Source organism: Bacillus sp. T33-2, assembly GCF_002860205.1.
GTDB lineage: Bacteria > Bacillota > Bacilli > Bacillales > Cytobacillaceae > T33-2.
This window is the reverse complement of record NZ_PGVB01000011.1, coordinates 1-25,055: the sequence shown is the minus strand read 5'-3', so window position 1 is coordinate 25,055 and position 25,055 is coordinate 1. Positions and strand designations below refer to the sequence as shown.

At 42.7% G+C, this 25,055-nt stretch carries 20 protein-coding genes, 4 pseudogenes and 1 other annotated feature; of the genes and pseudogenes, 16 read left to right on the top strand and 8 right to left on the bottom strand.

From position 1 onward, the window contains the following. Positions 1-375: 375 nt before the first annotated feature. Both CVD19_RS25710 and brnQ read left to right on the top strand, forming a co-directional pair. Positions 376-592, top strand: a pseudogene (locus tag CVD19_RS25710) (NAD(P)-dependent oxidoreductase); the annotation flags it as partial. Between the two features lie 268 nt (positions 593-860). After that, positions 861-1,104 (top strand) — a binding site (T-box leader). Between the two features lie 44 nt (positions 1,105-1,148). Then, a complete protein-coding gene (gene brnQ, locus CVD19_RS09775; protein ID WP_101581680.1) occupies positions 1,149-2,489 on the top strand; it encodes a branched-chain amino acid transport system II carrier protein in 1,341 nt (446 codons plus the stop codon). 101 nt (positions 2,490-2,590) lie between these two features. Here brnQ and CVD19_RS09770 read toward each other — a convergent pair whose 3' ends face one another. Together CVD19_RS09770 and CVD19_RS09765 are read right to left on the bottom strand one after the other, a co-directional pair. Further along, positions 2,591-2,896 (bottom strand): hypothetical protein, encoded by a 306-nt coding sequence (locus tag CVD19_RS09770; RefSeq protein ID WP_101581679.1) that lies wholly within the window; start codon positions 2,894-2,896, stop codon positions 2,591-2,593. 92 nt (positions 2,897-2,988) lie between these two features. Further along, positions 2,989-3,556: pseudogene (locus tag CVD19_RS09765) on the bottom strand (IS1595 family transposase); the annotation flags it as partial. A gap of 134 nt (positions 3,557-3,690) precedes the next feature. Between CVD19_RS09765 and CVD19_RS09760 the strand changes: the two are divergent. The 3 genes and pseudogenes from CVD19_RS09760 to CVD19_RS09750 form a co-directional block, all read left to right on the top strand. Continuing rightward, positions 3,691-4,150: pseudogene (locus CVD19_RS09760) on the top strand (transposase); the annotation flags it as partial. A gap of 123 nt (positions 4,151-4,273) precedes the next feature. Beyond that, complete coding sequence (locus CVD19_RS09755; RefSeq protein ID WP_257985086.1) at positions 4,274-5,071, top strand: EcsC family protein; 798 nt, start codon at positions 4,274-4,276, stop codon at positions 5,069-5,071. 157 nt (positions 5,072-5,228) lie between these two features. Next, on the top strand, positions 5,229-5,657 hold the full coding sequence (locus tag CVD19_RS09750) for an EamA family transporter (protein WP_101581678.1): 429 nt from the start codon (positions 5,229-5,231) through the stop codon (positions 5,655-5,657). A gap of 191 nt (positions 5,658-5,848) precedes the next feature. Here CVD19_RS09750 and CVD19_RS09745 read toward each other — a convergent pair whose 3' ends face one another. Then, positions 5,849-7,405: a glycosyl hydrolase family 28-related protein gene (locus tag CVD19_RS09745; RefSeq protein WP_101581677.1), complete on the bottom strand. Its 1,557-nt coding sequence runs from the start codon at positions 7,403-7,405 to the stop codon at positions 5,849-5,851. 139 nt (positions 7,406-7,544) lie between these two features. Continuing rightward, on the bottom strand, positions 7,545-7,763 hold the full coding sequence (locus tag CVD19_RS09740) for a hypothetical protein (protein WP_101581676.1): 219 nt from the start codon (positions 7,761-7,763) through the stop codon (positions 7,545-7,547). Between the two features lie 390 nt (positions 7,764-8,153). Between CVD19_RS09740 and CVD19_RS09735 the strand changes: the two genes are divergently transcribed. The 3 genes from CVD19_RS09735 to CVD19_RS09725 all read left to right on the top strand — a co-directional run bounded on the left by CVD19_RS09735 (position 8,154) and on the right by CVD19_RS09725 (position 10,276). Next, positions 8,154-8,702, top strand: coding sequence for a DUF3231 family protein (locus tag CVD19_RS09735; protein WP_101581675.1), 549 nt, complete (start codon positions 8,154-8,156; stop codon positions 8,700-8,702). A gap of 151 nt (positions 8,703-8,853) precedes the next feature. Beyond that, a complete protein-coding gene (locus CVD19_RS09730; RefSeq protein ID WP_101581674.1) occupies positions 8,854-9,282 on the top strand; it encodes a cell wall hydrolase in 429 nt (142 codons plus the stop codon). Positions 9,283-9,388: 106 nt separating this feature from the next. After that, a complete protein-coding gene (locus tag CVD19_RS09725; protein WP_101581673.1) occupies positions 9,389-10,276 on the top strand; it encodes a phosphotransferase in 888 nt (295 codons plus the stop codon). A 546-nt stretch (positions 10,277-10,822) separates the two neighbouring features. On the opposite strand, the gene CVD19_RS09715 is transcribed toward CVD19_RS09725, so the two are convergent. Continuing rightward, complete coding sequence (locus CVD19_RS09715; RefSeq protein WP_101581672.1) at positions 10,823-12,142, bottom strand: short-chain fatty acid transporter; 1,320 nt, start codon at positions 12,140-12,142, stop codon at positions 10,823-10,825. 190 nt (positions 12,143-12,332) lie between these two features. Here CVD19_RS09715 and CVD19_RS09710 point away from each other — a divergent pair, with 190 nt between their 5' ends. Continuing rightward, positions 12,333-12,797, top strand: coding sequence for a hypothetical protein (locus tag CVD19_RS09710; protein WP_101581671.1), 465 nt, complete (start codon positions 12,333-12,335; stop codon positions 12,795-12,797). 62 nt (positions 12,798-12,859) lie between these two features. On the opposite strand, the gene CVD19_RS09705 is transcribed toward CVD19_RS09710, so the two are convergent. Both CVD19_RS09705 and alaP read right to left on the bottom strand, forming a co-directional pair. Beyond that, entirely contained in the window at positions 12,860-13,474 is a 615-nt protein-coding gene (locus CVD19_RS09705; protein ID WP_101581670.1) for an exonuclease domain-containing protein, read from the bottom strand. A gap of 161 nt (positions 13,475-13,635) precedes the next feature. Further along, positions 13,636-15,039, bottom strand: a complete 1,404-nt coding sequence (alaP, locus tag CVD19_RS09700; protein WP_101581669.1) for an alanine permease AlaP — start codon at positions 15,037-15,039, stop codon at positions 13,636-13,638. Between the two features lie 735 nt (positions 15,040-15,774). Between alaP and CVD19_RS25845 the strand changes: the two are divergent. From CVD19_RS25845 to liaG, 5 genes and pseudogenes are all read left to right on the top strand, one after another. After that, positions 15,775-16,524: pseudogene (locus CVD19_RS25845) on the top strand (HAMP domain-containing protein); the annotation flags it as partial. Next, positions 16,519-17,466, top strand: coding sequence for a methyl-accepting chemotaxis protein (locus CVD19_RS25840; protein WP_374702879.1), 948 nt, complete (start codon positions 16,519-16,521; stop codon positions 17,464-17,466). The pseudogene CVD19_RS25845 and the gene CVD19_RS25840, both read left to right, overlap by 6 nt. Positions 17,467-17,686: 220 nt before the next feature. Further along, positions 17,687-18,412 (top strand): DUF3784 domain-containing protein, encoded by a 726-nt coding sequence (locus CVD19_RS09690; RefSeq protein ID WP_101581667.1) that lies wholly within the window; start codon positions 17,687-17,689, stop codon positions 18,410-18,412. A gap of 43 nt (positions 18,413-18,455) precedes the next feature. Further along, on the top strand, positions 18,456-19,265 hold the full coding sequence (locus tag CVD19_RS09685) for an RQC-minor-1 family DNA-binding protein (protein ID WP_219620091.1): 810 nt from the start codon (positions 18,456-18,458) through the stop codon (positions 19,263-19,265). A 587-nt stretch (positions 19,266-19,852) separates the two neighbouring features. After that, a complete protein-coding gene (gene liaG / locus CVD19_RS09675; protein ID WP_257985085.1) occupies positions 19,853-20,722 on the top strand; it encodes a LiaG family protein in 870 nt (289 codons plus the stop codon). A gap of 345 nt (positions 20,723-21,067) precedes the next feature. On the opposite strand, the gene CVD19_RS09670 is transcribed toward liaG, so the two are convergent. Continuing rightward, positions 21,068-22,063 (bottom strand): nuclease-related domain-containing protein, encoded by a 996-nt coding sequence (locus CVD19_RS09670; RefSeq protein WP_180953574.1) that lies wholly within the window; start codon positions 22,061-22,063, stop codon positions 21,068-21,070. A 206-nt stretch (positions 22,064-22,269) separates the two neighbouring features. On the opposite strand from CVD19_RS09670, the gene CVD19_RS09665 reads away from it, so the two are divergent. Together CVD19_RS09665 and CVD19_RS09660 are read left to right on the top strand one after the other, a co-directional pair. Further along, a complete protein-coding gene (locus CVD19_RS09665; RefSeq protein ID WP_101581665.1) occupies positions 22,270-22,578 on the top strand; it encodes a hypothetical protein in 309 nt (102 codons plus the stop codon). Positions 22,579-22,857: 279 nt separating this feature from the next. Then, positions 22,858-24,582: a serine hydrolase domain-containing protein gene (locus CVD19_RS09660; protein ID WP_101581664.1), complete on the top strand. Its 1,725-nt coding sequence runs from the start codon at positions 22,858-22,860 to the stop codon at positions 24,580-24,582. Positions 24,583-25,055: the final 473 nt, after the last annotated feature.

The window sequence follows — 25,055 nt, the reverse complement described above, 5'->3', positions numbered from 1 at the left end:
AGAGAAAACCCAGAGACAGAGTAGTATCTAACTCTCTGTATTTGGGTTTTCTTGTTTATCAGATTTGGCAAGGGGGAGGTGTGTTATTGCTATATGAGGAATAAATATTGTTGGAATCCAATAAAACGATTTGTTGACAAACTATTAGCTGGTTTAGTTTAAGTACAATTTTCACAAAATCTAGCAGGAAACCCTTTGTAAAAATAAAAAACCACCTTTTTGAAGTGAACCAAAAAAGTTAGACATATATTTTGAAGTGAACCAAAAAAGTTAGACATATATTTTTAAGCAACCTGTTGGACATGAGTTCGGTATTCTTACCCGGCCCATGTCCTTTAATTTATGCTTTATACGTTTATTGTTGTAGTAGTATATGTTGCCGGAGCCGGCCTGGATGTATTTGAAACTAGACCTTTGCCTGAAGACAGCCCGCTATGGGATATGGAAAATGTCATTATAACGCCACATACGGCAGGATCGACGGAGCACTATAATCAGCGGGTGGTTGAAGAGATCCTCCTTCCCAATTAAAAACTATCTTGCTGGAGCAACGATGGCTGTTAATCGAGTGGATTATAAAAAAGGATATTGATCGGTCTCGTCCCCTTGGCTAATTAAAAAATCATCTTGCAGGAGAAACCCTGACTGTTAATTTGGTGGATTATAAAAAAGAATATTGATCGAACTCGTCCTCTTGGCTAATTAAAAAAGCATCTTGCGGAACAAACCATTCCTGATACTTCGTTAATACTGATGACCGTCGTTGGCAATTAGGCATACAAGGAAATTATGCCTAATTATTAAAACTATCAAAAAATATTGACACATTCATTTTACTCTGATAAATTATCTTTAAATAATAAAAATCAATGACGAGAAGAGTAAGTCAGGATTGCTGTTCCAAAGAGAGCCGGCGTTTGGTGAAAGCCGGTGTCCAGTACCTGCCCGAAGATCATCTCTGAGATGCAAAGCTGAAACCAGTAAGCTTTGACGGGATTTCCGCCGTTACAAAGGAACACGTATGATAGTACGTTGACTGAGAGCCGCAATCTTTTATTTTTTGCGGAATTAGGGTGGTAACGCGAGCACAAACTCGTCCCTTTTTAGGGACGGGTTTTTTATTTTTTACAAACAAAGGAGAGATCATAGTGAGAAAAAGAGATACTTTAGTGATTGGCTTAATGCTATTTTCAATGTTTTTTGGTGCAGGAAACCTGATTTTCCCTCCTTTCTTGGGGGCACTTTCCGGAACCTCCTACTGGCTTGCGATGGCTGGATTCATCGTTACGGCGGTTGGATTGCCATTTGCAGTGCTGCTCGCCATTTCGCTTGTCAAGGGCGGTGTCCAGACGATCGGGAACCGTGTGCATCCTGTATTCAGCACTGTATTCATGGTCATTGTGTACTTATCAATCGGGCCGTTTCTGGCGATTCCGAGAAATGCTACAGTAGCTTTTGAGATGGGTGTCACACCTTTCCTCGATAAATCAACGAACTTAGCTTTAGTCTTGTTCTTATATACAGCAGTCTTCTTCCTGCTTGTGTATGTAATCAGCTTGAACCCTTCAAAAATGGAAAAATACATGGGCCGCTGGATTACACCTGTTTTACTTTTGGCAATGGTGGTTTTATGTACGGCTGGATTTGCACAGTTGGATGCGCCATTACAATCACCTGCCGCCGCATATGAATCCGGAGCATTTTTCAAAGGATTCTTGGAAGGCTACAACACAATGGACGCACTGGCGTCCCTCGCATTTGGAATCGTCATCCTTACAGCTGTTAAGCAAAAAGGCGTAAAGGAAGAAAAGCAGTTAACGAAATACACATTGAAAGCAGCGATGATTGCCGGAGTTCTGCTTGCGCTAGTATATGTCAGTCTCGGATTGATCGGCGGAAAGATGGCTGCCAATGGCACGTTTGAAAATGGAACGGCTATCCTTTCTTCGGCTGCGACGCTATTATTCGGCCAAAGCGGAACCGCTTTGCTCGGCTTCATTTTCACCTTGGCTTGTTTCACAACTGTCGTTGGATTGACGGCTGCCTGCGGACAATATTTTTCAGACCTGGTTCCAAAAGCAAGCTACAAAGCAGTTGTCTTAGCTGTCACTATTGTAGGATTCACGCTTTCCAATCTTGGATTGAGCCAGATTTTGAAAGTATCGGTTCCTTTCCTTGTAACAGCATACCCGTTAACCATCGTCCTTGTAGTGCTTACATTTTTCAGCCGCTACTTCCAGCATTCAAGAAAAGTTTACGGAAGTGCGATGCTGTTCACCGGGGTGTTTGCAGCAATCGACGGATTAACGACATTCGGCCTTGACTTGGGACCGCTACAGACAATGAGGGACTTCCTTCCCCTTTCATCAGTCGGATTACAGTGGATCGTTCCGGCGGTTGTCGGAACCCTGGTAGGGCTTGCCCTTGGCAAATTAGGCGGCTCATCCTCAGCTAAGGAAACAGAGGGCGCTGAAATGAAGGCCTCTTAATATTTAGGCTATGTTAATATTTATTGTTGTTATTTATCTATAATAAAGACCTTCGTATATGAAGGTCTTTATGTAGATGCTTACGTTACTATTGGATAACATTAAATCTCCATTTGGTCAAAAAGCATTAATAGAAATACAATAAAAATATGGACTAAAGCCACTATTGCAAAATAATAACCTTCGATACCATGTATAACTTGAAAAGTTATTGGAAATAACACAGTCTCTATACCAAATAAAATGACAACCAAGCCTATTCGTTCCGCTAACTTCTTTTCATTTTTTGGAACAAAAACTTCATTGTTTCCCGCAATAAATGATGTTTTCCCTTTTCTTCGTAATGAATATCCCACAAATATTATTAAAATGCCTAAAGCCATTACAACCAATGATATTACTAACATTCCTAACCTCCTCATAATTAATTTTTATATTTAATTTTACGAAAAGGTTAGGTAATAGTTTCAAATTTTACCGCAACGTGGATGATATTAAACTATATGAACCTTTTAGTTCTAAGGGTTTTATTCGTTTCTTTGGTTGAAAGTAGTGAACTTTCGACTATCATTTTGCTAATTGCTACATCATCTGCCCGATGTTTCACTATATCCAAGAAATAAAACCAGCTCAAATAATGGTCAAGATACTTTGTTGCTACGCCATTAAAGCGTTGTATCCAACCTTTTAATCGACTGTGATAATTATTAACATTTTGGATATGATACAACCCTTTGACACGCTCTGTACCATCTGACTTAAAGCGATAATACTCCAAACCTTTGCTTTTTGCATATGTTGAAAAAGCCCTCCAAGCATCGGTACACAGTGTGATTGTCCGATGATAATTTCGAGCCGATTGCCTTGTCTAATTGTGTTTTTATTATTCGACCTTTACCAAGAACACCAGAATAAGTAGTTTTTTGTCGGTCTCTGGCAATGAGAACATAGACTTGTTCGTGACTAATTTCCGTGAATTTGGAAGAACCTCCTCTTTTACGTGCCTTTCTACCTTTTATGTTTCTTTTGCCTTTTTCGGAGTATAAGAAATAGGTTCTTTTAACGTCATTTCAATCACTCCAAAAAAATTCTTTATTTTATTATAGAACATTTGTTCGATTTATTCAAATAACAACAGAATTATTAACATAGCCAATATTTAAAGATAAAACGCCTGGATCAGCTTACGGCTGATAGCTGAATAAAAAAGTTAAGCCCCACTGAACAACATCGTTTAAAGGAGTTTTTCGCTCAATCTCTTGCGTCATTTTCAGTAAGCGAGCCTATTTTTAAAGAGATTACTGAACGTAAAAATAAAGACGGATATTCCTGCATTCATTGTGGCTCAAAAGGGGTTATTCGTTTTGGTAAATATTGGTGAAGATTGGTCTTAAGAAAGTGGAACGCCAACGATACCGCTGTAATGATTGCGGAAAGACTTTTACTGATGTGACACATACCCCTCTTTATCGCACCCATAAAACAGATAAATGGTTAGATTTTATTAATGTATGTTAGAAGGTTATTCCCTTCGTAAATCTGCGGAACTTATAGGCGATATTCACTACGTTACATTGTTCTATTGGAGACATAAAGTATTGTCAGCATTAAAACAAATGGATTTCAGCTCTTTCTCAGGAATTGTAGAAATGGATGAAACCAGGCGTTTTTTTCTTGATCCTCATGCTCCGGTTCTGTACAACGCGTATATTTTTAGATACCATAATTTGCAAAGAGTCTACACATCAACGAAAATGAAAGTAAAAATGAGGGGAATGTGAAATTTGGAAACGAAAGAAGAATTAATGAAACAGCTGCAAATCATAGAAAAATGGGAAAAAAGCCAGAGTAGCGACTGGTTTTGGGAAAGGCTCGGCCGCTTACCTTTTAAGATCCTTGATAAAATCACTCCTGACTTCATCCACAAAAAAATTGGTTCACTGCTTGATGAAATCGGGGGCTATATCCAAACTGGCGGCAAGTATTTAGTGAATGAGCGGAAAATATTCGATACGATCCAGAAAGAGACAAATATGCCTATCACAAACTTTTCTGATATTAAAGATCTTCCCCTGAACACAATGGAAAAAGTGTGCGAAGGGGTAATTGAACAGAGAAAAAAACTGGCGACAATCCAGGGGGCCAGCACTGGAATTGGAGGAATTTTTACGCTTGCCGTAGACATTCCCGCTTTGCTTGCCATTTCGTTAAAAACCTTGCAGGAAATTGCCATCATCCATGGCTATGATCCGAACGAAACGAGTGAAAGAGTATTTATTGTGAAATGCCTGCAATTCTCATCAGCGGACGTTGTCGGCAAACGCGCAATTCTTGACGGGCTGTCCTCTTACTACAAGGATGACTCGAAGTCTGGAGAAATCATGTCACAGTTGCAAGGATGGCGGGAGGTTGTTTATACATACAGGGACCAGTTTGGCTGGAAAAAGCTGTTTCAAATGGTGCCGGTTGCAGGTCTGGTTTTCGGTGCTTTCACAAACCGGGCAATGATTAACGACCTCGCTGAGGTTGGCATTATGCTGTACAGGAAAAGACGGATTTTGGACAGGCTGGAAGACAGTTGACTTTGGGCGGTTCCTTCGGTCGTGTGCTCATCTGCAGCGCTTGGCTCTGATGGCAAGGACCAATTTTTAAGGCAGTCATGTTTGCTGTTGTTTCGGGAAGAATATATCTAGTAGCATGTTCCATGATCAAACTGGGTGGACTGAAAGGAGTAACAACATGTCTTTATGGCTAATATATGCTTTACTTGCGGCTGTCTTTGCGGCAATGGTGAGCATCTTTGGAAAAATGGGACTTCAAAATATTGACCCCAACACCGCCACCGCAGTCAGGGCGATCATCATGGCTGCTTTTTTGATTGGTGTTGTAGCTTTCCAGGGAAACCTGGCTAAAATCCCTGAAATCATTGCAGAAAGGAAAACGTTTCTGTATATAGTGCTGAGTGGTTTAGCAGGAGCATCATCATGGCTGTTTTATTTTCTGGCATTACGTGTCGGCAAAGTTTCTCAGGTAGCACCTATAGATAAACTCAGCGTGGTCATTGCAACTGTAATGGCTATCCTGTTCTTCGGAGAGAAATTATCCCTTGTGAACGGAATTGGAGTCGGACTTATTGCTATAGGTGTAGTGTTAACTGCAATCAGCTAGCTAAAGGATGAAGGCCTGCCGGGGGTGATGGAGGCCTTCATTTTTATTGTACATTGAGATCATTGGCGACCGTAGCTGCTTGCTGAGTGCCAATCTACCTTATTGGCGATGCCAGTGTCTGGGATCCCAACCAACGTCACTGCTGAAATAGCACCATCCGGGAACCCGCGTGTTTGCCATCGCAAACACATCTATACCAGCACATCGACACCTTCTATTTTGATGTTGTCGATGCCGGCACCTACTTGGACAGCTTCAGATGCCGATTTTCTGACCTTTACATTGCGGATATGAATATTATCCGCCTTTTGATCCCCGCCAAATACTTTTATATTCGCCGCAGCATTTTTAAAGTCCCTTATGGTGACATTTTGGAGCACCACATTTCTTGCACGGTACTGGATTGCAATTAAAGGATTACCTTTAAAGTCATATTCAGGATCACCTATCAGGGTGAAGTTATTCACCACGACGTTTTTATAGGCTGAGACCACCATGCCACGCGGAGTGGAATCCTTGTATAACTCCGTGTACACAGGAGCTATCGCCACAATGTTCGTCGCCCTGATATTAAAAGCTGTCCTTGACTCCGGATCGGTACTTTTATGGTGGCCGATGTGGCGGAAATTGTACGAACGGTTGTCATTCACTGAAAGATGCCCGATGATCTGTACATTATTGGCTGCCGAAGAATTATGGTGTGCCTTGACCTCGACACCGCCAAAGCACCTCGCAGTTGAATTGTTCACAAGCCAGACATTGCGTGAGCCGTCGTCCACCTCTATCCCGTTGGAATTCGAAAATCCTTGCTTATGGGCCCTGCCACTCGGGTCGCACATATGCGAATTTGATATGAAGATGTTATCACTATGATGCGTCGTAATCCCATCGTCGCCAAAGCCATAGCCGTTCAGGTTATCCAGCCAGATATACTTGCTTCCACGCCGGGCCCTGTACTCGTCCCCGGAATAATTGTAAAGGGCTGACGACACATCAAAACAATGGAGGCCAGGATTGATGGCTTCCACATCCCGTACCCATCCATATTTTACATTAGCGTAGGTCAAGCAGCTTGAATGGTTACCCCACGTGCTTGTCTTGCGTTCCTCGCCGAGCCTTTCCACATTCCAGTCGAGACTCATTCCCTCGACCAGAATATTGCGGTTTCCCCTGCGATGATTCTGATTTGTGAGGAGCCTTGTTCCTTTCGGGGCTGAATCATGAAGTTTGATCGTGGTAACGCCCTTGCCTTCTCCAATCAGGGATGTCCATGACGGCAGCTTGATTCCTCTCGTTATATAAACACCGGCAGGGACATGCACTTCAACCGCACCGTCGCCAATCGCCTTTTTAAAAGCCTCGGTGTTGTCCGTGGCGCCATCCCCCACTGCCCCGTAATCCGCAACATTAACAACCCTATTAATCTTGTTTTGCAGTTTGCCATACTGCTCATCTAGTTCAGGTTTCCAGTCTGGATATACACTGCCTTCCTTGGCAACGACCGTCTTGGAGGGAAATGTTTCAGCCGCTGCCCTGGTCGCAATGAAAAAATGGGGCAGTCCAGTAATTATATCTTTTAAAAATACAAGGGCCCTCCTCTGCACCGTAGATTGGCCTGCAACTCCATGCTTAAGGAAAAGGTCATCCGTCTCCTTGACTGCTTCTTCTATATTCTTTCGGTTTTGGATGATTTTCGATATTAAATCAGCGTTCTTTCCCGGATCATGTTTCTTATCCAAATAGAGCATTTAACCACCTCTCATTAAAAAGCCCCTAATGGTTATATGTATTATTCCCGTTCATAATTGGTGTAACCGTCTACTTGTGTTGGCAAAAAATAAAGCCCCAATCCAATTTGATTGGAACTACAATTGTTGCGCTGCTGTTTCACTTTTCGTTCATTAATTTTCGTAACTTCATCAGTTCTGCCATCGCACCTGTTGCAATATAAAAAAGCATTTTTTTCTCATAGATTTCCTTATCTTCCCTAATGTCGAGCTTATCCACTGTTTTTGTAATGCTGCTAAATGATTCTAGCGTCTCTTCCTTATAGCTAGAAAGCTCATCGATTCTCCTGTCGATGTAGGCCGTTAAATCATTTATCATGATCAGCCATCTCCTCTCTGTAAAATTATACCACAAACATAAGTACTTTTGTCGCAAATGAATGTTTCACATGCGAGAGTTATGGAAAATTTTTCAACCTAAAGTTGTAGAACTGTCCGGCGAGAATTCTGATTTGTCAACATACTGGGCCCGTTAATATAGAAATATCAATCAGGGGAGCTGGTCGTATGAAGAATGCGTCGATTTATCTCGCTTATATATTGCGGCATTGAATGCAGCTATTGTAGGATTATCATTTCTATCTACTAAGAACAGGGCTACATTTGCTGATCCTTGTTGGTACACATCCCATGGCGGTTCCTGAACGAATAAACAGTTTCGTTAATTAACAAACTAAGTCAATATGTACAAAAATTCGAGGTGAAGAAGTTGGCCAATGTATTTGAAGCATTAATCAATACTTTGAGAACCCTTATCGACAACGAACCAAAGTCACCACTTCACACAGGCGAGGTTACTTCGTGCTGGCTCTATTTTACAGCAATGTCTGAAGCGCTTCACTACGAACAACAAGCGCTGAATACCACGACAGATGATGATCTGCTAGAAATGTTGGCAGATGGTGTAAAAACGTGCGGTTCACAGGTTAAACGGCTTGAAGAATTCATGAAACAGGAAGGGATCCCTCTTCCTTCAATGCCTGCTGATAAACCGAGAAGCAATCCTCAGGAGATTCCCCTTGGTGTGAAAATGACCGATGATGAGATTGCTAATGGTATTTCGGCCAAGGTGGCCTATATGAATGTCATGTGCGCCAGTAGCCAGTCACAGGCGGTCAGGACAGATATAGGACTCATGTTTGTGGAATTTCAGGCCGAATTGTTAACATTTGGTGCTTCAGTGAAAACTTTAATGCGCCGAAGAGGGTGGATCCGTGTGCCGCCTTACTATAATCCACCTGGATTGCCGGATAGATAACACTATCCGGCATTTTTTCTGCGGCCCGCTGGCTTAGAGTACCGATGCGCCATTTTAAGGCAAGCGTGGCAAGGCTTTGACTCAATTTTGTGGTCATCGTCCATAGAGAGAAGAATATGATAAGGATGAAGCATAAAATGGAGGTGATGTTATGGCAGTTGTTAAGGCTACATCAGAAGACATTGATTTGTTGGCAAGATTGCTCAGGGCAGAGGCCGAGGGTGAAGGGGAACCAGGCATGCTGCTCGTTGGGAATGTTGGAATTAACCGGGTAAGAGCAAATTGTTCTGATTTTGAAAATATACGTACCATTAGACAAATGGTTTATCAGCCGCATGCATTTGAAGCTGTAATACATGGTTATTTTTATCAAAGACCACGTGAAAGAGAAAGACGGCTTGCAAGGAGGGTTGTTGGAGGAGAATATCGGTGGCCCGCCCGGTTCAGTTTATGGTATTTCAGGCCGCCCGCTGATTGCCCGCCCACATGGTACAATCAGCCGTTAGTAGGACGTTATAAGTTGCACTGTTTTTATGAGCCGACAGCCGAAGAATGTGAAGCTGTCTATCGTGTATTCTAATAACACATGCACATAGCACTTTGAAGGAGTCGCAGGAAGCGGCTCTTTTTATTGGCTTCATGAAAGTGTTAAAATTTAATTGATTAGTGATCGCGGGGGATAGAGTATGAAAAATGAAAAGCTAAATTCAATATTGCAAGCCCTGCCTCATCTTCAGATCAATGACATAAAGCAAAACCAACAGGGATGGGATAACGACATTGTCATCATAAACGATGAGTTAGTCTTTCGATTCCCAAAAAACGAGGAGATTGCAAAAAAGCTGATAACCGAAAAACTGCTGTTGGACATCTTGAGCGAGAAAACACCAGTGATTGCATTGCCTGTTTATAAACTTATAAATGCTGACCAGGAAAAGCTGATATGCACTTATCACGAATATATTCCAGGGAATCCGCTAACAGCTGATCATTTCGGAAAGTTCGATACCGATGAAGCTGCTAAACTTCTTGCTGACTTCCTGAGCAAATTACACAGCATTGATTCCAGTGATGCACAAATGGCTGGTTTATCGACCATACACACGAAAACTTACTGGAGTGAATTTCATTTATCAATCAAGGATGAGATTTATCCCTTTCTTAGTGCGTCCCACCAGCTGGATATGGACCGTATATTTGAAGATTATTTTGCTTCGATTTCAGCACAGACTATTGACAACCGTCCCATTCATGGTGACCTGACCGGCGCCAATATCATTTACAACACAAATGAAAATAAACTGTCTGGCGTCATTGATTTCACAGACGCCCAAATCGGTGATCCTGCCTTTGATTTCGCCGGATTTTACTGGGACTTCGGGCCAGCGTTTACCCAAAAAGTTTTATCCTATTATGGTGGCTCTGAGCCAAGCAGCTCTCTTTTTGGACGAGTCCAAAGTTTTTATGGATTGCAGCCAGTATTTCATGAGTGGCTGTATTGTATCAGGAATGGTTTGAAGGTGGACCTTGATTCAGGAATGTTAAAGTTGAAAAGGCTTCAAGAACACGGGTAAAACCTTTAATTGCGTAGCCTATCCGCTCAAAATCAAAAAGAACGATCTCGCCGTTATCTCGTAGTCCCCAGTTTGTTGGATTAGGGTCACCCGAAATACAGCATAATGGTGCAAATAAACTGTGAGCCTGTGCCTGCAATCTGGCCAGAGAATGCGCTAAACCTGCCGGCAATATTTCTAGCGCCTTTCCCGTCGGCTCCCCGGGCCACGCAGGGATATATGGGTCTGTGATATTTATATCCGTTCCCCAGGTACTTAAGTGCAGCTTAAAAAGAAGTTCCAGTTGCTGCCTGTCAGCTTTCCAGCGGGATTGCGGAAACAGGTGCGGAATATCCTCTATGACAATCCACCAAAGGCATTGTAGATATACTGCTGAATAAAGCCAGGGATCTCCCTTTTTAAAATACCATCAGCTTGCAAATCTTCCATCCTCCGTTTTTCCATGTATTTAACTGTAAGATGCAGGTGATTATATGTATTCAACCACAAGTGTAACTGAAAACATAAAAGAGCTGCCAAACAGCTCTTTTGATCTTGACGGAAATTCTACAAAACTAGAAAACCAAGCGATATAATGGTTCCGGTTACGACCAGTGCCAGGACGCAATACCCCATAATGTCTCTTGCCTTCAATCCTGCTATTGCCAGGGCTGGGAGCGCCCAAAACGGCTGAATGAGGTTTGTCCATGCGTCGCCCCATGCGACAGCCATGGCGGTTTTCGGTATGGAGACATCCATAGCCTTAGCTGCCTCAAGCATTACTGGTGCCTGGACTGCCCACTGTCCTCCTCCAGAAGGCACAAAAATGTTGATGATCCCTGCGCTGATGAATGTCAGGAAATGAAAGGTGAACTCATTGGATATGGAAACGAAGGCCTCTGATACTACGGTTGCAAGTCCCGAGGTTGTCATCATTCCCATGATCCCCGCATAAAAAGGGAACTGGATGATGATCCCGCTTGCCCCTTTTACCGCATTTGCCACTGCAGCCAGGAATTGTTTAGGTGTTCCATGGAACAGGATTCCCAGGAACAGAAACAGGAAATTTACGATATCTAAATTTAATCGGAATCCATTACTTTCAAAATAATAGAATAGAAACACAAAGCCTAATAACGCGGTTACCAAGGAAACGATCCGACTGTTTTCAAGTCTGTCAGCAGGCGTGCTGACTTGGGATTCTAATGTTGCTGCCTGCACATCATCCTGGAGAAGAACGGGATCAACGGTTACCGTTTGTTCCTTTGAGGGCATCATCATCCTGTTTATGATAGGCAGGACGATTACGATTGCCAGTACAATCACAACATTAAACGTCGCAAAAATGGTATGTTCAGTGGGAATGATACCAATCATGTTTTCCGCAAAGTGGCCCTTTGTAGCAATCGTGAGCGGTATGGATCCGGAAATTCCCCCGTGCCAAACAACAAACCCGGTGTATGCGCTTGCAATCAACAGCCTATAATCTACATTTTCGACTTTTTTAGCAAGCTCTTTCGCAAACAACGCGCCTATCACAAGGCCGAATCCCCAGTTGATTAAACTTGCTATTAAAGCAACCAGCGTCACAAACATAATTGCCTGGCCTGGTGATTTGGCAAGCCCTGCAAGGGCCCCCAGCCCCCTTTTAAAAATCGCACTGCTGGCCAGTACATGCCCCGTGACCAGAACAAGCACCATCTGCATAGTAAATGTCAGCAAGCCCCAGAATCCACCGCCCCAATGCTGGATCATTTGGTATGGGCCATTATCGGTGAAAATGAGTCCAAGCAGAAAAACCACAAGTGTCAGGATTATGACAAATAGAAACGGATCGGGTAAATATCGCTGCATTACCCGATTAAAAAATGACACAATAACCCTCAACGTTTCCCCTCCTTTTAAACTTCAACATTATATTTATATTTCTACAAAATTCGGTATATTCCCTTTATTCTGTATAATTTTACAAAAACTTTACAAATTGCCGGTGCAATATTATTTCATCAGTTTGGATTCTCAATCATAAATATAAAATAGAAATCTTCTGATTAGCTCAGGCAAGGAGTGGTTATCTTTGTATCCGTATTATTTTTATCGAGTAAGCTGGGACAATGTGTTATCTTTGTTGAGGCAAAGTTTGTTTGCTGAAGAAATGGTGTGTGCGATGAGCAGTGAACTTTTCCATATACCACAAACCCAAAACCTGCAAGGCAATCGGGAAATGCATAATCATTTAGTCCCTGCATCGTATCATCGCGTTACAGCAACAGGGTCAGCTCAAAGGCTGAAAAACGGGGAGCAACGACAATCTGTTGTTGAAACATTGGCGGCCTGTATAATAAATGCCTCAGCCCAGGATCAACAGGTGCGTGAAGGATTAGCAGTCATGTACGAAAATGCGGACACTGAATTTAAACCATTTATTCAATTGATCATCAGATGGCAACAACAAGCGGAATCCTATTTAGAACAAGCAAAAGAAGCTTCGCGCTCAATAGGGGTTTCGTTTCCTGATGGCGGCGAACAACAGAATGGATGATTTGGAGATCAAAAACACCTGCAGATTTTAGCAGGTGTTCTTGTGTCCAAAGCTTCTTCAAGTTATAGGTACATGCTTTTTGTTGTTGTTGCGGCAGGCTGGTATCGGCGCATTGGACCGTATTCAAGGACTTCCCTGAGATACAGGTTGCCGTTCGGGCTGGGCTTTTTGAGCAGTTCCATTAAATATGTAATATCGTCCAACGCCCGGTGGGACTGGTAATCAGTTATGTCATGGGACTTCAGGAGAGTAAGCAGCTTACTGTTTGGAAAGCCGTAGTTTTTCCATTGGACGTTTCTCATCGTGCAGTACCACTTAAGGTCATTGACCTCAGGATACATCCGGTACAAAAAGCTCCGGTCAAATGAAGCATTGTGGGCAAACACAGCTTCCGCCCTAGAAAAATACGTTTTAATTTTTACATCATAAAAGCTTTTTCCCCTCACTAAATTGTAAGGAATCCCATGTATTCTGAACGCACTGTCATAATTATTTTGCGCAGACTTTGATAATGGCTCCCGCAAAAATGAATCTTCATCTATTATATCCAATATTTCACCTGTTTCCCTGCGAAATGCAAACAGCTTTAAAGCGAGCTCTATTATCTCATCTCTATCAGGGCCTAAACCGGTCGTTTCCACGTCAACAAGCAAACCTAAATGTTGCTCTGAGCTCAAAAAGATCACCCTTTTTGCCTTATAAAATGTAAACCTAATACCATCTTATTATAGGCAGTGGAGCTTTTCCAGTATTATTCAGAAACTAATCCTAAGGTACTATGCTGTTTACGCATAAAAATACCGGAGATATCATTTGTCTCCGGTGTCTACTTTCGTTTTCAGTCAGCCAACTTTTTACCTGACATGGCTTGTGAGTTATTTCGTTTATGCAGTCCTTTTAGAAAATAGCAAATGATGAGAAACCCGAGCCAGAGCGGACCAACGATTACGGCAATCCTTGTTTCTTCCCCATAAGCCATCAGCCCGATCACAAATGCTAAAAATGCGAGTGAAATATAGGAAGTCACAGGGAACAAAGGCACTATATATTTTAGCTGCCTCTGGTCTTCCGGATTTAAGCTCTTCCGGTACCGGATCTGGGATAATAAAATAACGCCCCATGTCCAGATGGCCCCAAATGTGGCAATGCTTGTTACCCACGTGAAAACTTTGGCAGGAACAATATAATTTAGTATTACTCCAATCAAAAGTGCACCTGCAGAGGCCAACACCGCTGCTCCGGGAACGCCCGTTCTTGTCAACTTGCCGAAATTCCCTGATGCTTCCCCGTGCTCAGCCAGGTTGTACAGCATCCGTCCCGTGCTGAAAATGCCGCTGTTGCATGAGGAAAGCGCGGCAGTCAGGACAACAAAATTAATGATGCCGGCAGCAGCGGGTATGCCAATTTGCTCAAAAGTAAGCACAAATGGGCTGCCTTTTGTGCCTATCTCCTCCCATGGATAAATCGACATAATGACAAACAATGCGCCGACATAAAAAATCAATATGCGCCAGAACACTGAATCAATCGCTTTCGATAATGATTTCTCAGGATTTTTTACTTCCCCGGCTGTCACACCAATCATCTCAATGCCGAGATACGCAAACATGACCATTTGCAAGGACATTAACACACCGTGCATTCCATTTGGGAAAAACCCGCCGTTGTTCCACAGGTTATGAATGCCGGTAGCGATTCCGCCATTTCCAATTCCGAACACAATCATGCCCAGGCCAACAATAATCATCGCGACAATAGTGACAATTTTAATGAGGGCGAACCAAAATTCAAGCTCTCCATAAGCTTTTACTGCCAGGAAATTAACTGCCGTCATGACCACCAGTGCAGCGAGTGCCCAAATCCAGCGCGGCACATCCGGGAACCAGTATTCCATATAAATGCCGACCGCAGTGATCTCGGCCATGCATGTAACAACCCACAAGAACCAATAATTCCATCCTGTTATGTACCCGGCGAGCGGCCCTAAATAATCACGGGCGTATTTGCTGAATGAACCTGCTACCGGCTTTTGGATTGCCATTTCACCAAGTGCTCTCATGATAAAAAACATAATGAGGCCACTGAATGCATATCCAAGCAAAATGCCCGGACCCGCTAATTTAATCGCAGAAGCAGAACCGAGAAACAGGCCGACCCCAATTGCTGCCCCTAACGACATCAGTGTGATATGCCTTTCTTCCAATCCGCGGTGTAGTTGTGTTCCACTGTTCGTTTTTTGCATACATCTCTCTCCCTACCTGACACTACGAACGATAATAACTCTCTCCCCTGTAAAAAAAATTTCCCTGAAAATAAATTAGTGTAATTTTCGTAATTTTTTTGATACATTTCTGCATATGTGCTGGTGACTGTTCTATTTTCCTAACTGTTCAGTGCTTGAAACATTATCCTGTCAATCATTTTTTACCAGAAATTATTCTAACACTATTCCAATAATATCAAAATACGAAAATAATCCTAATATAACAACATCAGAGCCTGACCCCCGATCCGGCGAAGAGTTAATGCGCCGGGGTTCAGGCCCTAAATTCTTGATCTAAAATCAGCACACACGCAGGATTGCCTGACAATGCACCGTCGGAAAATGCATGTACCTTGAATAATTTATTGCACATTATATTCCCTCCCTTTGGCTATACGTGCACTCCAGGCCGCACTCTTCTAAACTAATTTTACCAAAGGAATAGTGTTTGTTTTTTAAGTACGCAACGAAGTTATGCTTTCATCAAAGAAGGACTTTGTGCTTATGTCGATTTATGAAAATTCATATAAAAAGCTATTTAAATTGTGTAGAACTTGGTATAATTTGTCTATGGTTGTCGAATTATTCATTTTTATTACACTACTAAAGTTGGATAAGCGATAGGAGTTGTTGTTATATCAGCATAAAGTTCCACATAAAACAAGCAATGGATAGAAAAGCTCTACAAAAAATACTCTGAGGGGACGCACAGCTATGAAAATTTCCAGAATGATTGTCATATTGGCAGCAGTAGTTACTATATTTTCTGTACTATGTTTTGTAAGCGCTGGAATGCTGGCAAAAAGCATTTCTGACAGAACAGAAGCAGTGGACAAGCAGATAAAGTTCAGCCATTTAGCGGACCAGCTGACGGAGGCTTCAGATTATCTGACGAATGAAGTAAGGACGTATGTCCAATACGGCGATAAGGAGCATTTTGATAACTACTGGAAGGAAGTAAATGAAACCCAGACCAGGGAACATGCCATTGAGCAGCTTACTAAGCTCCAGGCACCAAAAGAAATGCTGGCCATTGTCGATGCAGCAAAACAGGACTCGGACATTCTTGTCGAAATAGAAGAAGATGCAATGAGGGCCGCTGCCAATGGCAATTTAGCAGACGCCAGAGAAAAACTGTACAGTGAGGAATACGAAGCGAGAAAAGATATAATCGCAGATTCAATGAAAGAACTTGAAAATAAATTGACTTCATGGTCTGAAGCCGAATCCAAAAAAGCTGTGCAAACGCAGGGCTTGTATTTAGTTACAACTGTCGCAAGCATGATTATCCTGTTAATCTCATCCCTGATTTCGTTTTATGTGTTGTTGCGCAAAGTAAAACCTTTAGGAGCCATCACTGGGATTGCTAACCAGGTTGCACAAGGTAACTTGCAAATTGCTGAAACTGAATATAAAACACGGGATGAGGTCGGCATATTGGGAACTGCCATCAACTCTATGGTCATCAACTTAAAGTCATTGATCACTGAAGTAAACCAAACCTCAGAGCAAATCGCTTCGGCAGCAGAAGAGCTGACAGCCAGCTCTGAGCAGACAGGAGTGGCAACGGAACAAATTACGACCACTATCCAGGAACTGGCCGCCGGTGCTGAAAATCAGGTGAGAAGCGTTGAAGAAAGCTCTGCAATCATTTCACAAATGACAGAAAGTGTTGACAGTATTTCAATAAGCACCCAATCTGTTGCAACATCCACGTCAGCAGCCTTCGAGAAGGCAGAAGAAGGCACCGTTGCCATTAACTCATTTGTGAAACAAATGGAAACCATCAGCGGCATTGTTTCGAGCTTGTCTGAAGTAGTAAAGGAATTAGGCGAACGCTCCAGCGAAATCGGAAAAATTGTCGACCTCATCACCGGCATCGCGGATCAAACTAATTTACTTGCTCTTAACGCAGCAATTGAAGCTGCCAGGGCAGGAGAACACGGAAAAGGCTTTGCAGTGGTCGCAGATGAAGTCAGGAAGCTTGCCGAGCAGTCGCGCCAGTCAGCAAGCCAGATTTCACAATTAATCAGTGTTATCCAGGATGATACGAAAAAGGCCGTGGAAACAATGGAAGTCGCTACGACAGAAGTGACTGAAGGCATCGACGTCGTCAGCACCGCCGGAAAGTCATTCGAACAAATACTTAACTCCATCAAAGATGTCGTCAGCCAGATTGAACAAGCAGCCATCTCTGTCACCAATCTTTCTATTGGCACTGACCAAGTTGTTTCATCCATCCAGATGGTATCAAAAGTTGCCGAGGAATCCGCTGCCGGAACCCAGCAAACATCAGCGTCTGCCCAGGAGCAACTGGCCAATATAGAGGAAATCAGCACATCAGCAAATTCTCTGTCCAATATTGCTGAACATCTGCAAAAAGTCGTCGGGAAATTTAAGATATAGATAGGAAGGGCTGTTTCGGCAGCCCTTTTTGTATTTTCATAAATTAGTGTTCGATAAGATTTTCATAGTGCTCCAATACCATTTTTTCCCTAAGAAAAAATGAATCAAAACAGCGTGGTGAATCGTAAGAAAATATATAACAAATCCCTGCCTTTAGCCATTGGGCGTGTCAGTTAGACTATCCCCTTCTATATTATCGAACTGAAAAGGAGGCTGCACTATGTGGATCATCATCGTCAGCCAGCTTTGGGTAGCACTGCTGTTATCCGTATTCGGCTGGGCAATCAGGACGAAAAAACAGTATTGGCTTATTTCCGGGTTCGGCAACAGGCCGGAAGATGAACAAAAGCAGTTAATAAAAAATGGCCTGCCGCAAAAGACAGGTGCTTTGCTGCTCGCAACCGCGGTTGGCATTGTGGTTTTACTGCCGCTGATGTTCACGCCGTTCGCTTATGCAATTGAGGTTCAATTTGGGTTTATCCTTGTCTTTTCACTTGGGGGATTCGTGTATTTGTCAAAGTATGAAGTCCCGAAAAAACGGAAACGGACTTATATTATTAACTCCCTCCTCTTTGTGACTGTAATTGGTTTTGTGGGCGTCCTCTCGTTCTTCGGTTATCAGAAATATGAATTAATAACTGGAAAAGACAGCTTTGAAATCACGGGAATGTACGGAGATAAATGGAAATATGAAGACATTGATAAAATTGAATTACTGGAAGACATGCCCGAGGTGACTTGGAAACAAGACGGGTTTGGCCTTTCAACAATGGCAAAAGGCCGATTCAAGGTTGAAGGATACGGCAGCAGTCTGCTGTTTATCCAAAAGGACTCATCGCCATACATTTATATCGAATTGAAAAATAAAAGGGTTTTTATCAATGCCAGTGATTCGGAAAAGACACGGGCCTGGTATGAACAGTTGAGCAAAAAAATGGTACAATAACAATACTTTAAAACGAATCCTGCCTAATGGAAGGGAGCTCAACATGGGTAAAAAAGTAAACCGAGTCCGACATAAACTGGATACGAACGGAATTAAGTCCCTGCCTATGAGTGAAATCAAAACAATTTTACGCGGGGCGGACGACCTGATTATGAGTGGCGGCCGGGCAATGCTGGCAAAACTACTTGCTGGCTCCAGGGATAAAAAGCTGCTTGAATTGGAGCTTGATTATAGCCCTGTTTATGGTGCATTTAAGGGGCAGACTCAAGAAGAGATACTGGCAAAAGTTGATTGGATGATTGAGAACGGCTACCTTGATATTGAATTTGATTACCGGCTCCCTCTGCTTGTGTTTACTGACAAAGGATGGAAGATAGAGCGGGAAACCTATGCCAACGAACTATTGGAACAACTGGTCAAGGCATCGGAACATCAACGGTATGAATTTGTTGATACGCTAAAAGACCGTAACCGGGGCCTGATTCTTCTTCTCCTCGACAAAGTGGCGGAAACTGGCAACAAAGACTTAATCACAATTCTCTCAGCATGGAAAAGTATAGAGTACAAAAAAGTTAAAACCAAAATCCAGGAAGTTATCGATGTTTTGGAAAAAGCGGAAGACAAACGTACAATTAAAGACGCCGAAGAAGAAGTTTACTCCTTTAGCGCCAACAAAAAATGGCTCGCCATTCCTGAGGATTTCCGAAGGCAACTTGTTCGTAATGTTTTCTGCGCCTCATGCCTTGGTGTAGTCCAAGTAGAAAAATACACGATTACCGACAGCCCGCACGGAATCGTCCTCCATGGCCAATGCAAAACCTGCGGGCATCCAGTGGCCAGAGTTGTGGACTAGCTTTATTTGTACAGAGAGCCGTTTTCAAGTGCTCCCTTTTCTATTGGTGAAAATAATCCCCTCAAATATGCTCCCTCTAATAAGTAAGGAGAGCCACTCAAAGGGACCTCCTTCTATTTTCGGTGATAAAAGATTTGATCAGAAATGTTCCCTCTGATAAGTATGACAAAGGAGACCGCTCAAATGGCCTCCTTTTAATCTATTATATACGTTTAGCTCCAACATATCTTGGTTTCCAGTAGGTGTTGCTCATCGAAGTAATGGATAGCATGGTAGTAAGTAACAGAACCGCCATCCATTTCTTTAACAAAGTTGTTTACCCCCTGGTATCAGTTGCTAAACCAAATTTAATAGATTCTTTTAACACGGCCGTCATACGAGGGTTACAATTCTATTACAATTTGATATGATAATTTTGAATATTTTAATAGATCAATCAAGTGGGATGCTCCTCCACTCAGCCCAGGCTAAAATGTCCTGTTCACAATTCCGCCTCAGGTCTTAGAGACATTTAAACCTCTGGTTCATTGGCGCAGGAATCAAGATTACATATGATTAGGTTATGAAAAAACTTTGGAGGAAATGAAATGTTAAAACGAATATTGCTCATTTTTTTGCTTATTATCGGTGTCTATTTTATTTACACCAATTGGGAGAACTTTGATGGGAACCGTGCTGAAGGTAAAGAACAACAGGTTGAGATTACAGACGAAATCGATCTGCTTCAGGTCGAAATTGGCAGCGTGACCACGACGATTATTCCGGAAGACCGTGATGATGTAAAAGCGGAGCTGGACGGCGATGGGCAACTGGAAGTCGACCGGGATGGGGACAGTGTTGAGGTAATTGTAAAAGACGAAAAATTTAACTGGTTCAATTTGTTCAAATTTAATGATGACAGTAAACTGGTGATCCATATCCCTGAGGATTATGACAAGGATATGGCGATCAACCTTGGTTCTGGAAATGTTGACTTCGGAGGCAAATCAGATGACAATCCAATGAAGTTAAGAGAGTTGCAGGTGGAAATTGGTTCCGGGGATATGAATCTTAAAAATCTAGATGTGAAAGACTTCATTCACGATGGATCTTCAGGTGATGTTGAGGTAGATTCATTAACCGCCGGTCAGGGCTCATTTAATTTAAGTTCCGGTGACCTGATTGTCAAACATTATTCCGGTCCGATCAAAGCAGATGTATCATCCGGAGATATGAATTTTCAACTTGATGAATTGATTCATGGCATAGAGATTGGCCTCAGTTCAGGTGATGTGGGCCTTGACCTGCCTGATGATGCCGATTTCACTTTGAACGGTGAAGTCAGCAGCGGCGATATTTCTTGCGACTTCCCGTTATCCGGTCAAGCAATAGATGACAAGAGCATAAAAGGCAAACATGGGTCAGGAAAGCACCAAATTGAGGTTGATGTATCGAGTGGCGATGTAGAAATTCATTAACATCAGGGAAGCTTGGGGATGGAATGTGCAATTGAGCTTGAAAAAAGAGCGAAAGCATACATGATTCATTAAAAATGTTATTGTAAAAGCTGTTTTAGAATAAAGGTTATGCTGGTGCCTGAATAATGTTGCTGTAAAACACTTACGCAGCAGGGTTTGGGCACCTTTTGTATTTTCAGCTCAGGAAGATCGCAATGCTCGTGAGTGTCCAATTGATGAATTAAGCGAAAGTCCGGCTTGATTAAGCGAAAATAATTAATAATTAAGCGAAAGCCCACCGTGATTAAGCGAAAAAAACAATTATTAAGCGAACGAACCCTTTAATTAAGTGAAAACAAAAATAGGTTACTGGCCATCCCTGCATAACATATACAATTCAGCTGGTGCAAGGTATTGTCTGCCTTTAGTAGTTCCCTCAATACCAAAATTTGTAGAAGCAAGCAGCCTTGACGCTACATCTCTGGACTGAACCAGGGAAAAATCCCGAAATTGTTGGTTATTGATCTTCGAATCGACCAATAAAAAGTAGTCCCTTAGTGTATCAAAATGTGCATCTTTTAAATATATTTTACAAGAAGGGCAGTACCACTGGCGCTTGACCCGCTTTATTGGGATATAAGAACATGCGGGGCAATGAACTCCTGGCTTCAGCTGATTTTTTGAGGAAAGGTATCGATCCATGAAAAGTTTGCGGGGAGGAGTATTATTTTTGAGAAGGTTTCGGCTGATTTTATTCATATCTTTGAAGGAGAGGATTTCCTTTTGGTAGATTGCTTCCAAGTGTTGAATTCGGTTGGGCAGATGCGGAGCTTTGAATACTTTTTCAAAAATCCTGCGGTGGCCGGCGGTTGTTTTTAATATGCTGTTTTTACTGGTAATGACAACAGCGAATTCAATAGGTACCTGGGGAAGCCGGTGTTCTTGAAGGAACCGTTTCAACTGCAACGCATGCAGACTCGCTTGTGTAACCGGATCAGGAAATCCCTCCTGTTCGCCATTTTTATTCGTGCGAATCAGTTGATGAAATTCCTGGTCAAAAAATAAAATACCAGAAATATTTTTAACTTCGATGATAATGGCCAGATTGGCTGAAAGCAAAAGAGTATCGATTTGAAAGGTGTTTTCGCCCATGGGGAGATTGAGATCGTGGAAAATGAGGTATTTCTTTTCATCAAGGAAGCCCAGCTGGTAATCCAAAGACTCTTCTCCCCGATAACCCGCCCACCTCCTGTCGAGCTCTTCTTGTAATTCGTGGCGGGATACATAGTTGTTCGGGAGCCTTCTTAGCAACGCTTCGCAAACTTGAATTTTTAACGGGACGGTCCGTTTTTTGACAATCAAATCCATCACTCCTTTAAAACTATTAACGATAATATTCACCTCACATGCATCAGTCACCTGCAATAAATTGTGTAGATTTTGTGTACCGACGGCTAATTACTGGTGCCTGTCCTTTGCATGTGCGAATAATCTGTATCCCCAGGAATATTTTGGTTCATTTTCTGACAATCTATAGGCACATCCTATTGATCAGAAGGTGAATCGAAGTGAAACAGCCAATTTTTAAAGGCATAAAGTACATGCTTCTTTTTATAGCTTTGTATTTCTCTTTGTTAGGATACTCTCGATATCAATTTAAAGTGACAGTCACAGAGGGAAAGATTATTCATAAATACAAAAAGGTAGAAGCCTACGAAGTATTCAGCAACACGGAAACGAGAACGAATTACTATATAAAAATGGACAACCGTACGGATTTAAAAATAGACGCCCATCAATATAAACAATTATCTGAAGGAGACGAGATCAGGATCCATAAAACCAACTTTGGCACAGTCGCTGAAAAAATCCGTTAAAGTGAATTTTTAGCTACCAGCGGTCCCGCTTCGCTTTCAACTTTCCCCTCAGTCCCGAGCATCTCATCCCCCTAACGACCCAGTTCGTTTAATTTTTCTAAAAATAATAAATATTACTCACTTCTTTTGTCACCCAAAATACGTATTTCTGCTGCCTTATCGTTCTAAGGTGGCATAGACAACTTATGTTCCCTTCTCTTACTCTTAACCTATAGGCTGCAAGCGCTGTCAAATACCGTCGCTACAGCTTAAATTCTTTATGCTCTGGGAAGGAGAAGTATGAGAAAAAAGAAGCCATATATTCCAGCAACGGTTGTCGCACTCAGTTCTGCCATCATTTTTTCCACATCCGCTTTTGCGAACTCTACGTATTCCCCAATTTCACCAACGATTGAAGTGCAGGAGAAAAAAACTGTGGCACATAGCAAGCAAAAAGCCGCCAACAAATTCACCTGGAATCAGCCAGGGCCCGTATCACCTGTATTGCACCCTGGATCAGCAAAAGGAGCCGGCATGCGCCAGGAACCTCTCAACCAAATCGACGAGGTCATCAACGAGGCCATTGCAAACAAGGTGATGCCGGGCGCGGTAGCTTTTGTCGCAAGGAAGGGCCATATCGTAAAGCATGCTTCTTATGGACATGCAGTAAAGTATAAAGATGATCAGTTCCAGGAACATGAAGCTCCGATTGAAATGCAAAACGATACCATTTTTGACCTCGCCTCCATCAGCAAACTATTCACGACAACGGCGGCCATGACTCTATACGATAAAGGTTTGTTCCAGCTTGATGACCCTGTCGCAAAGTACATTCCGGAGTTTGCCGCAAATGGAAAAGAACAAGTGACAATAGAGCAGCTAATGACCCACACATCAGGTTTTGCAGCCTGGATTCCCCTTTATACAATGGGTACATCACGGGAAGAGCGCCTGCAAATCGTACTTAACTACCGCTTAAACAATAAACCTGGAACCGTTTATACTTACAGCGACTTGAACATGATTACCCTTGGTTTGCTGATCGAGCGCTTGTCGGGAAAAAGGCTTGATGAGTATGTAAAAGAAACCATTACAGAACCGCTCGGCATGAAGGACACCATGTATAACCCTCCGGAAGAATTAAAACCGAGGATCGCAGCAACTGAATATCAGCCAGCGATAAAACGCGGCCTTGTTTGGGGGCAGATCCATGACGAAAACGCATGGTCATTGGACGGTGTGGCCGGGCATGCCGGGGTATTCTCAACTGCTTCAGATCTTGGCAAATTCGCGCACATCTTTTTAAATGAAGGTAAATATGGCCGTGTGCAAATCCTGGCGCCCGAAACAGTGAAGCTGCTGATGGAAAACAGGATTCCTGGATTCCCGGGCAACGACCACGGTTTAGGCTGGGAGCTGAACAAGGGCTGGCTCATGGATGCATTGACTGAACAGTCCACCCTTGGACACACTGGTTACACCGGAACTTCCATTGTCGTAAGCCCAAATAACGGAACAATTGCCATCCTGCTCACAAACAGGGTGCATCCGACCAGAAATACAGTTTCAACCAACCAGACAAGAAGATTATTTGCGAGGCAGGTGGCCGATGCCATCCCGGTAGCCATGCCAGGCAAAAAGAAGCAGCCAGCCCTGTTTGCCGGATACGGTGACAACGTGAATCATATCATTGAGGCGGACATTAATCTCAAAGGCGGCACGGCAAAACTGTCCTTCCTTACATGGCACATGATTGAGCCAAAAGCTGATTATGGCTATTTAGAGGCTTCTGCTGACGGTACTACATGGCAAAAGCTTGCCAGCTTCACTGGTGAAAGTGGCGGCTGGACCCAGCATGAATTTGAAATTCCTGAGAACACTCAAAAACTTCGCTTCCATTATGATACGGATGGATCTGTCAACGGCAGAGGCTGGTACATTTCAGATGTTGAATTCAAGCTTTCAAACGGAGCATCCATATCACCTAAACTATCGAAAGAAGGCTGGGAGCTTCGGAATTATTAATTTGGAACAAAACTGATTCTAATGGACTTTATACTGAGGGATTACCATGATTTTGTCCAATAGAGCGGTTCTAATGGACCTTACACAGAGGGATTACCGTAATTTTGTCCAATTGAGCGGTTCTAATGGACTTTAGCCTGATGGATCACCTGAATTTGTCTAATAGAGCGGTTCTAATGGACTTTAGCCTGATGGACCACCTGATTTTGTCCAATAGAGCGGTTCTAATGCACCTTACACAGAGGGATTAGCGTAATTTTGTCCAATAGAGCGGTTCTAATGGACCTTAGCCTGATGGACCACCATGATTTTTGTCCAATAGAGCGGTTCTAATCGACTTTACTCAGAGCGATTAGCGTAATTTTGTCCAATAGAGCGGTTCTAATGCACCTTAGCCTGATGGACCACCATGATTTTGTCCAATAGAGCGGTTCTAATGCACCTTACACAGAGGGATTAGCGTAATTTTGTCC

What these genes read in the sequence shown, in the direction of transcription:
- CVD19_RS09725 (WP_101581673.1), top strand. Translation starts at nt 9,389, where the DNA reads ATGAAAAATGAAAAGCTAAATTCAATATTGCAAGCCCTGCCTCATCTT.
- alaP (WP_101581669.1), bottom strand. Translation starts at nt 15,039, where the DNA reads ATGCAAAAAACGAACAGTGGAACACAACTACACCGCGGATTGGAAGAA.
- CVD19_RS09685 (WP_219620091.1), top strand. Translation starts at nt 18,456, where the DNA reads ATGGGTAAAAAAGTAAACCGAGTCCGACATAAACTGGATACGAACGGA.
- CVD19_RS09660 (WP_101581664.1), top strand. Translation starts at nt 22,858, where the DNA reads ATGAGAAAAAAGAAGCCATATATTCCAGCAACGGTTGTCGCACTCAGT.
- CVD19_RS09770 (WP_101581679.1), bottom strand. Translation starts at nt 2,896, where the DNA reads ATGTTAGTAATATCATTGGTTGTAATGGCTTTAGGCATTTTAATAATA.
- CVD19_RS09730 (WP_101581674.1), top strand. Translation starts at nt 8,854, where the DNA reads ATGGCAGTTGTTAAGGCTACATCAGAAGACATTGATTTGTTGGCAAGA.
- CVD19_RS09745 (WP_101581677.1), bottom strand. Translation starts at nt 7,405, where the DNA reads ATGCTCTATTTGGATAAGAAACATGATCCGGGAAAGAACGCTGATTTA.
- CVD19_RS25840 (WP_374702879.1), top strand. Translation starts at nt 16,519, where the DNA reads ATGGTCATCAACTTAAAGTCATTGATCACTGAAGTAAACCAAACCTCA.
- CVD19_RS09740 (WP_101581676.1), bottom strand. Translation starts at nt 7,763, where the DNA reads ATGATAAATGATTTAACGGCCTACATCGACAGGAGAATCGATGAGCTT.
- CVD19_RS09690 (WP_101581667.1), top strand. Translation starts at nt 17,687, where the DNA reads ATGTGGATCATCATCGTCAGCCAGCTTTGGGTAGCACTGCTGTTATCC.
- liaG (WP_257985085.1), top strand. Translation starts at nt 19,853, where the DNA reads ATGTTAAAACGAATATTGCTCATTTTTTTGCTTATTATCGGTGTCTAT.
- CVD19_RS09750 (WP_101581678.1), top strand. Translation starts at nt 5,229, where the DNA reads ATGTCTTTATGGCTAATATATGCTTTACTTGCGGCTGTCTTTGCGGCA.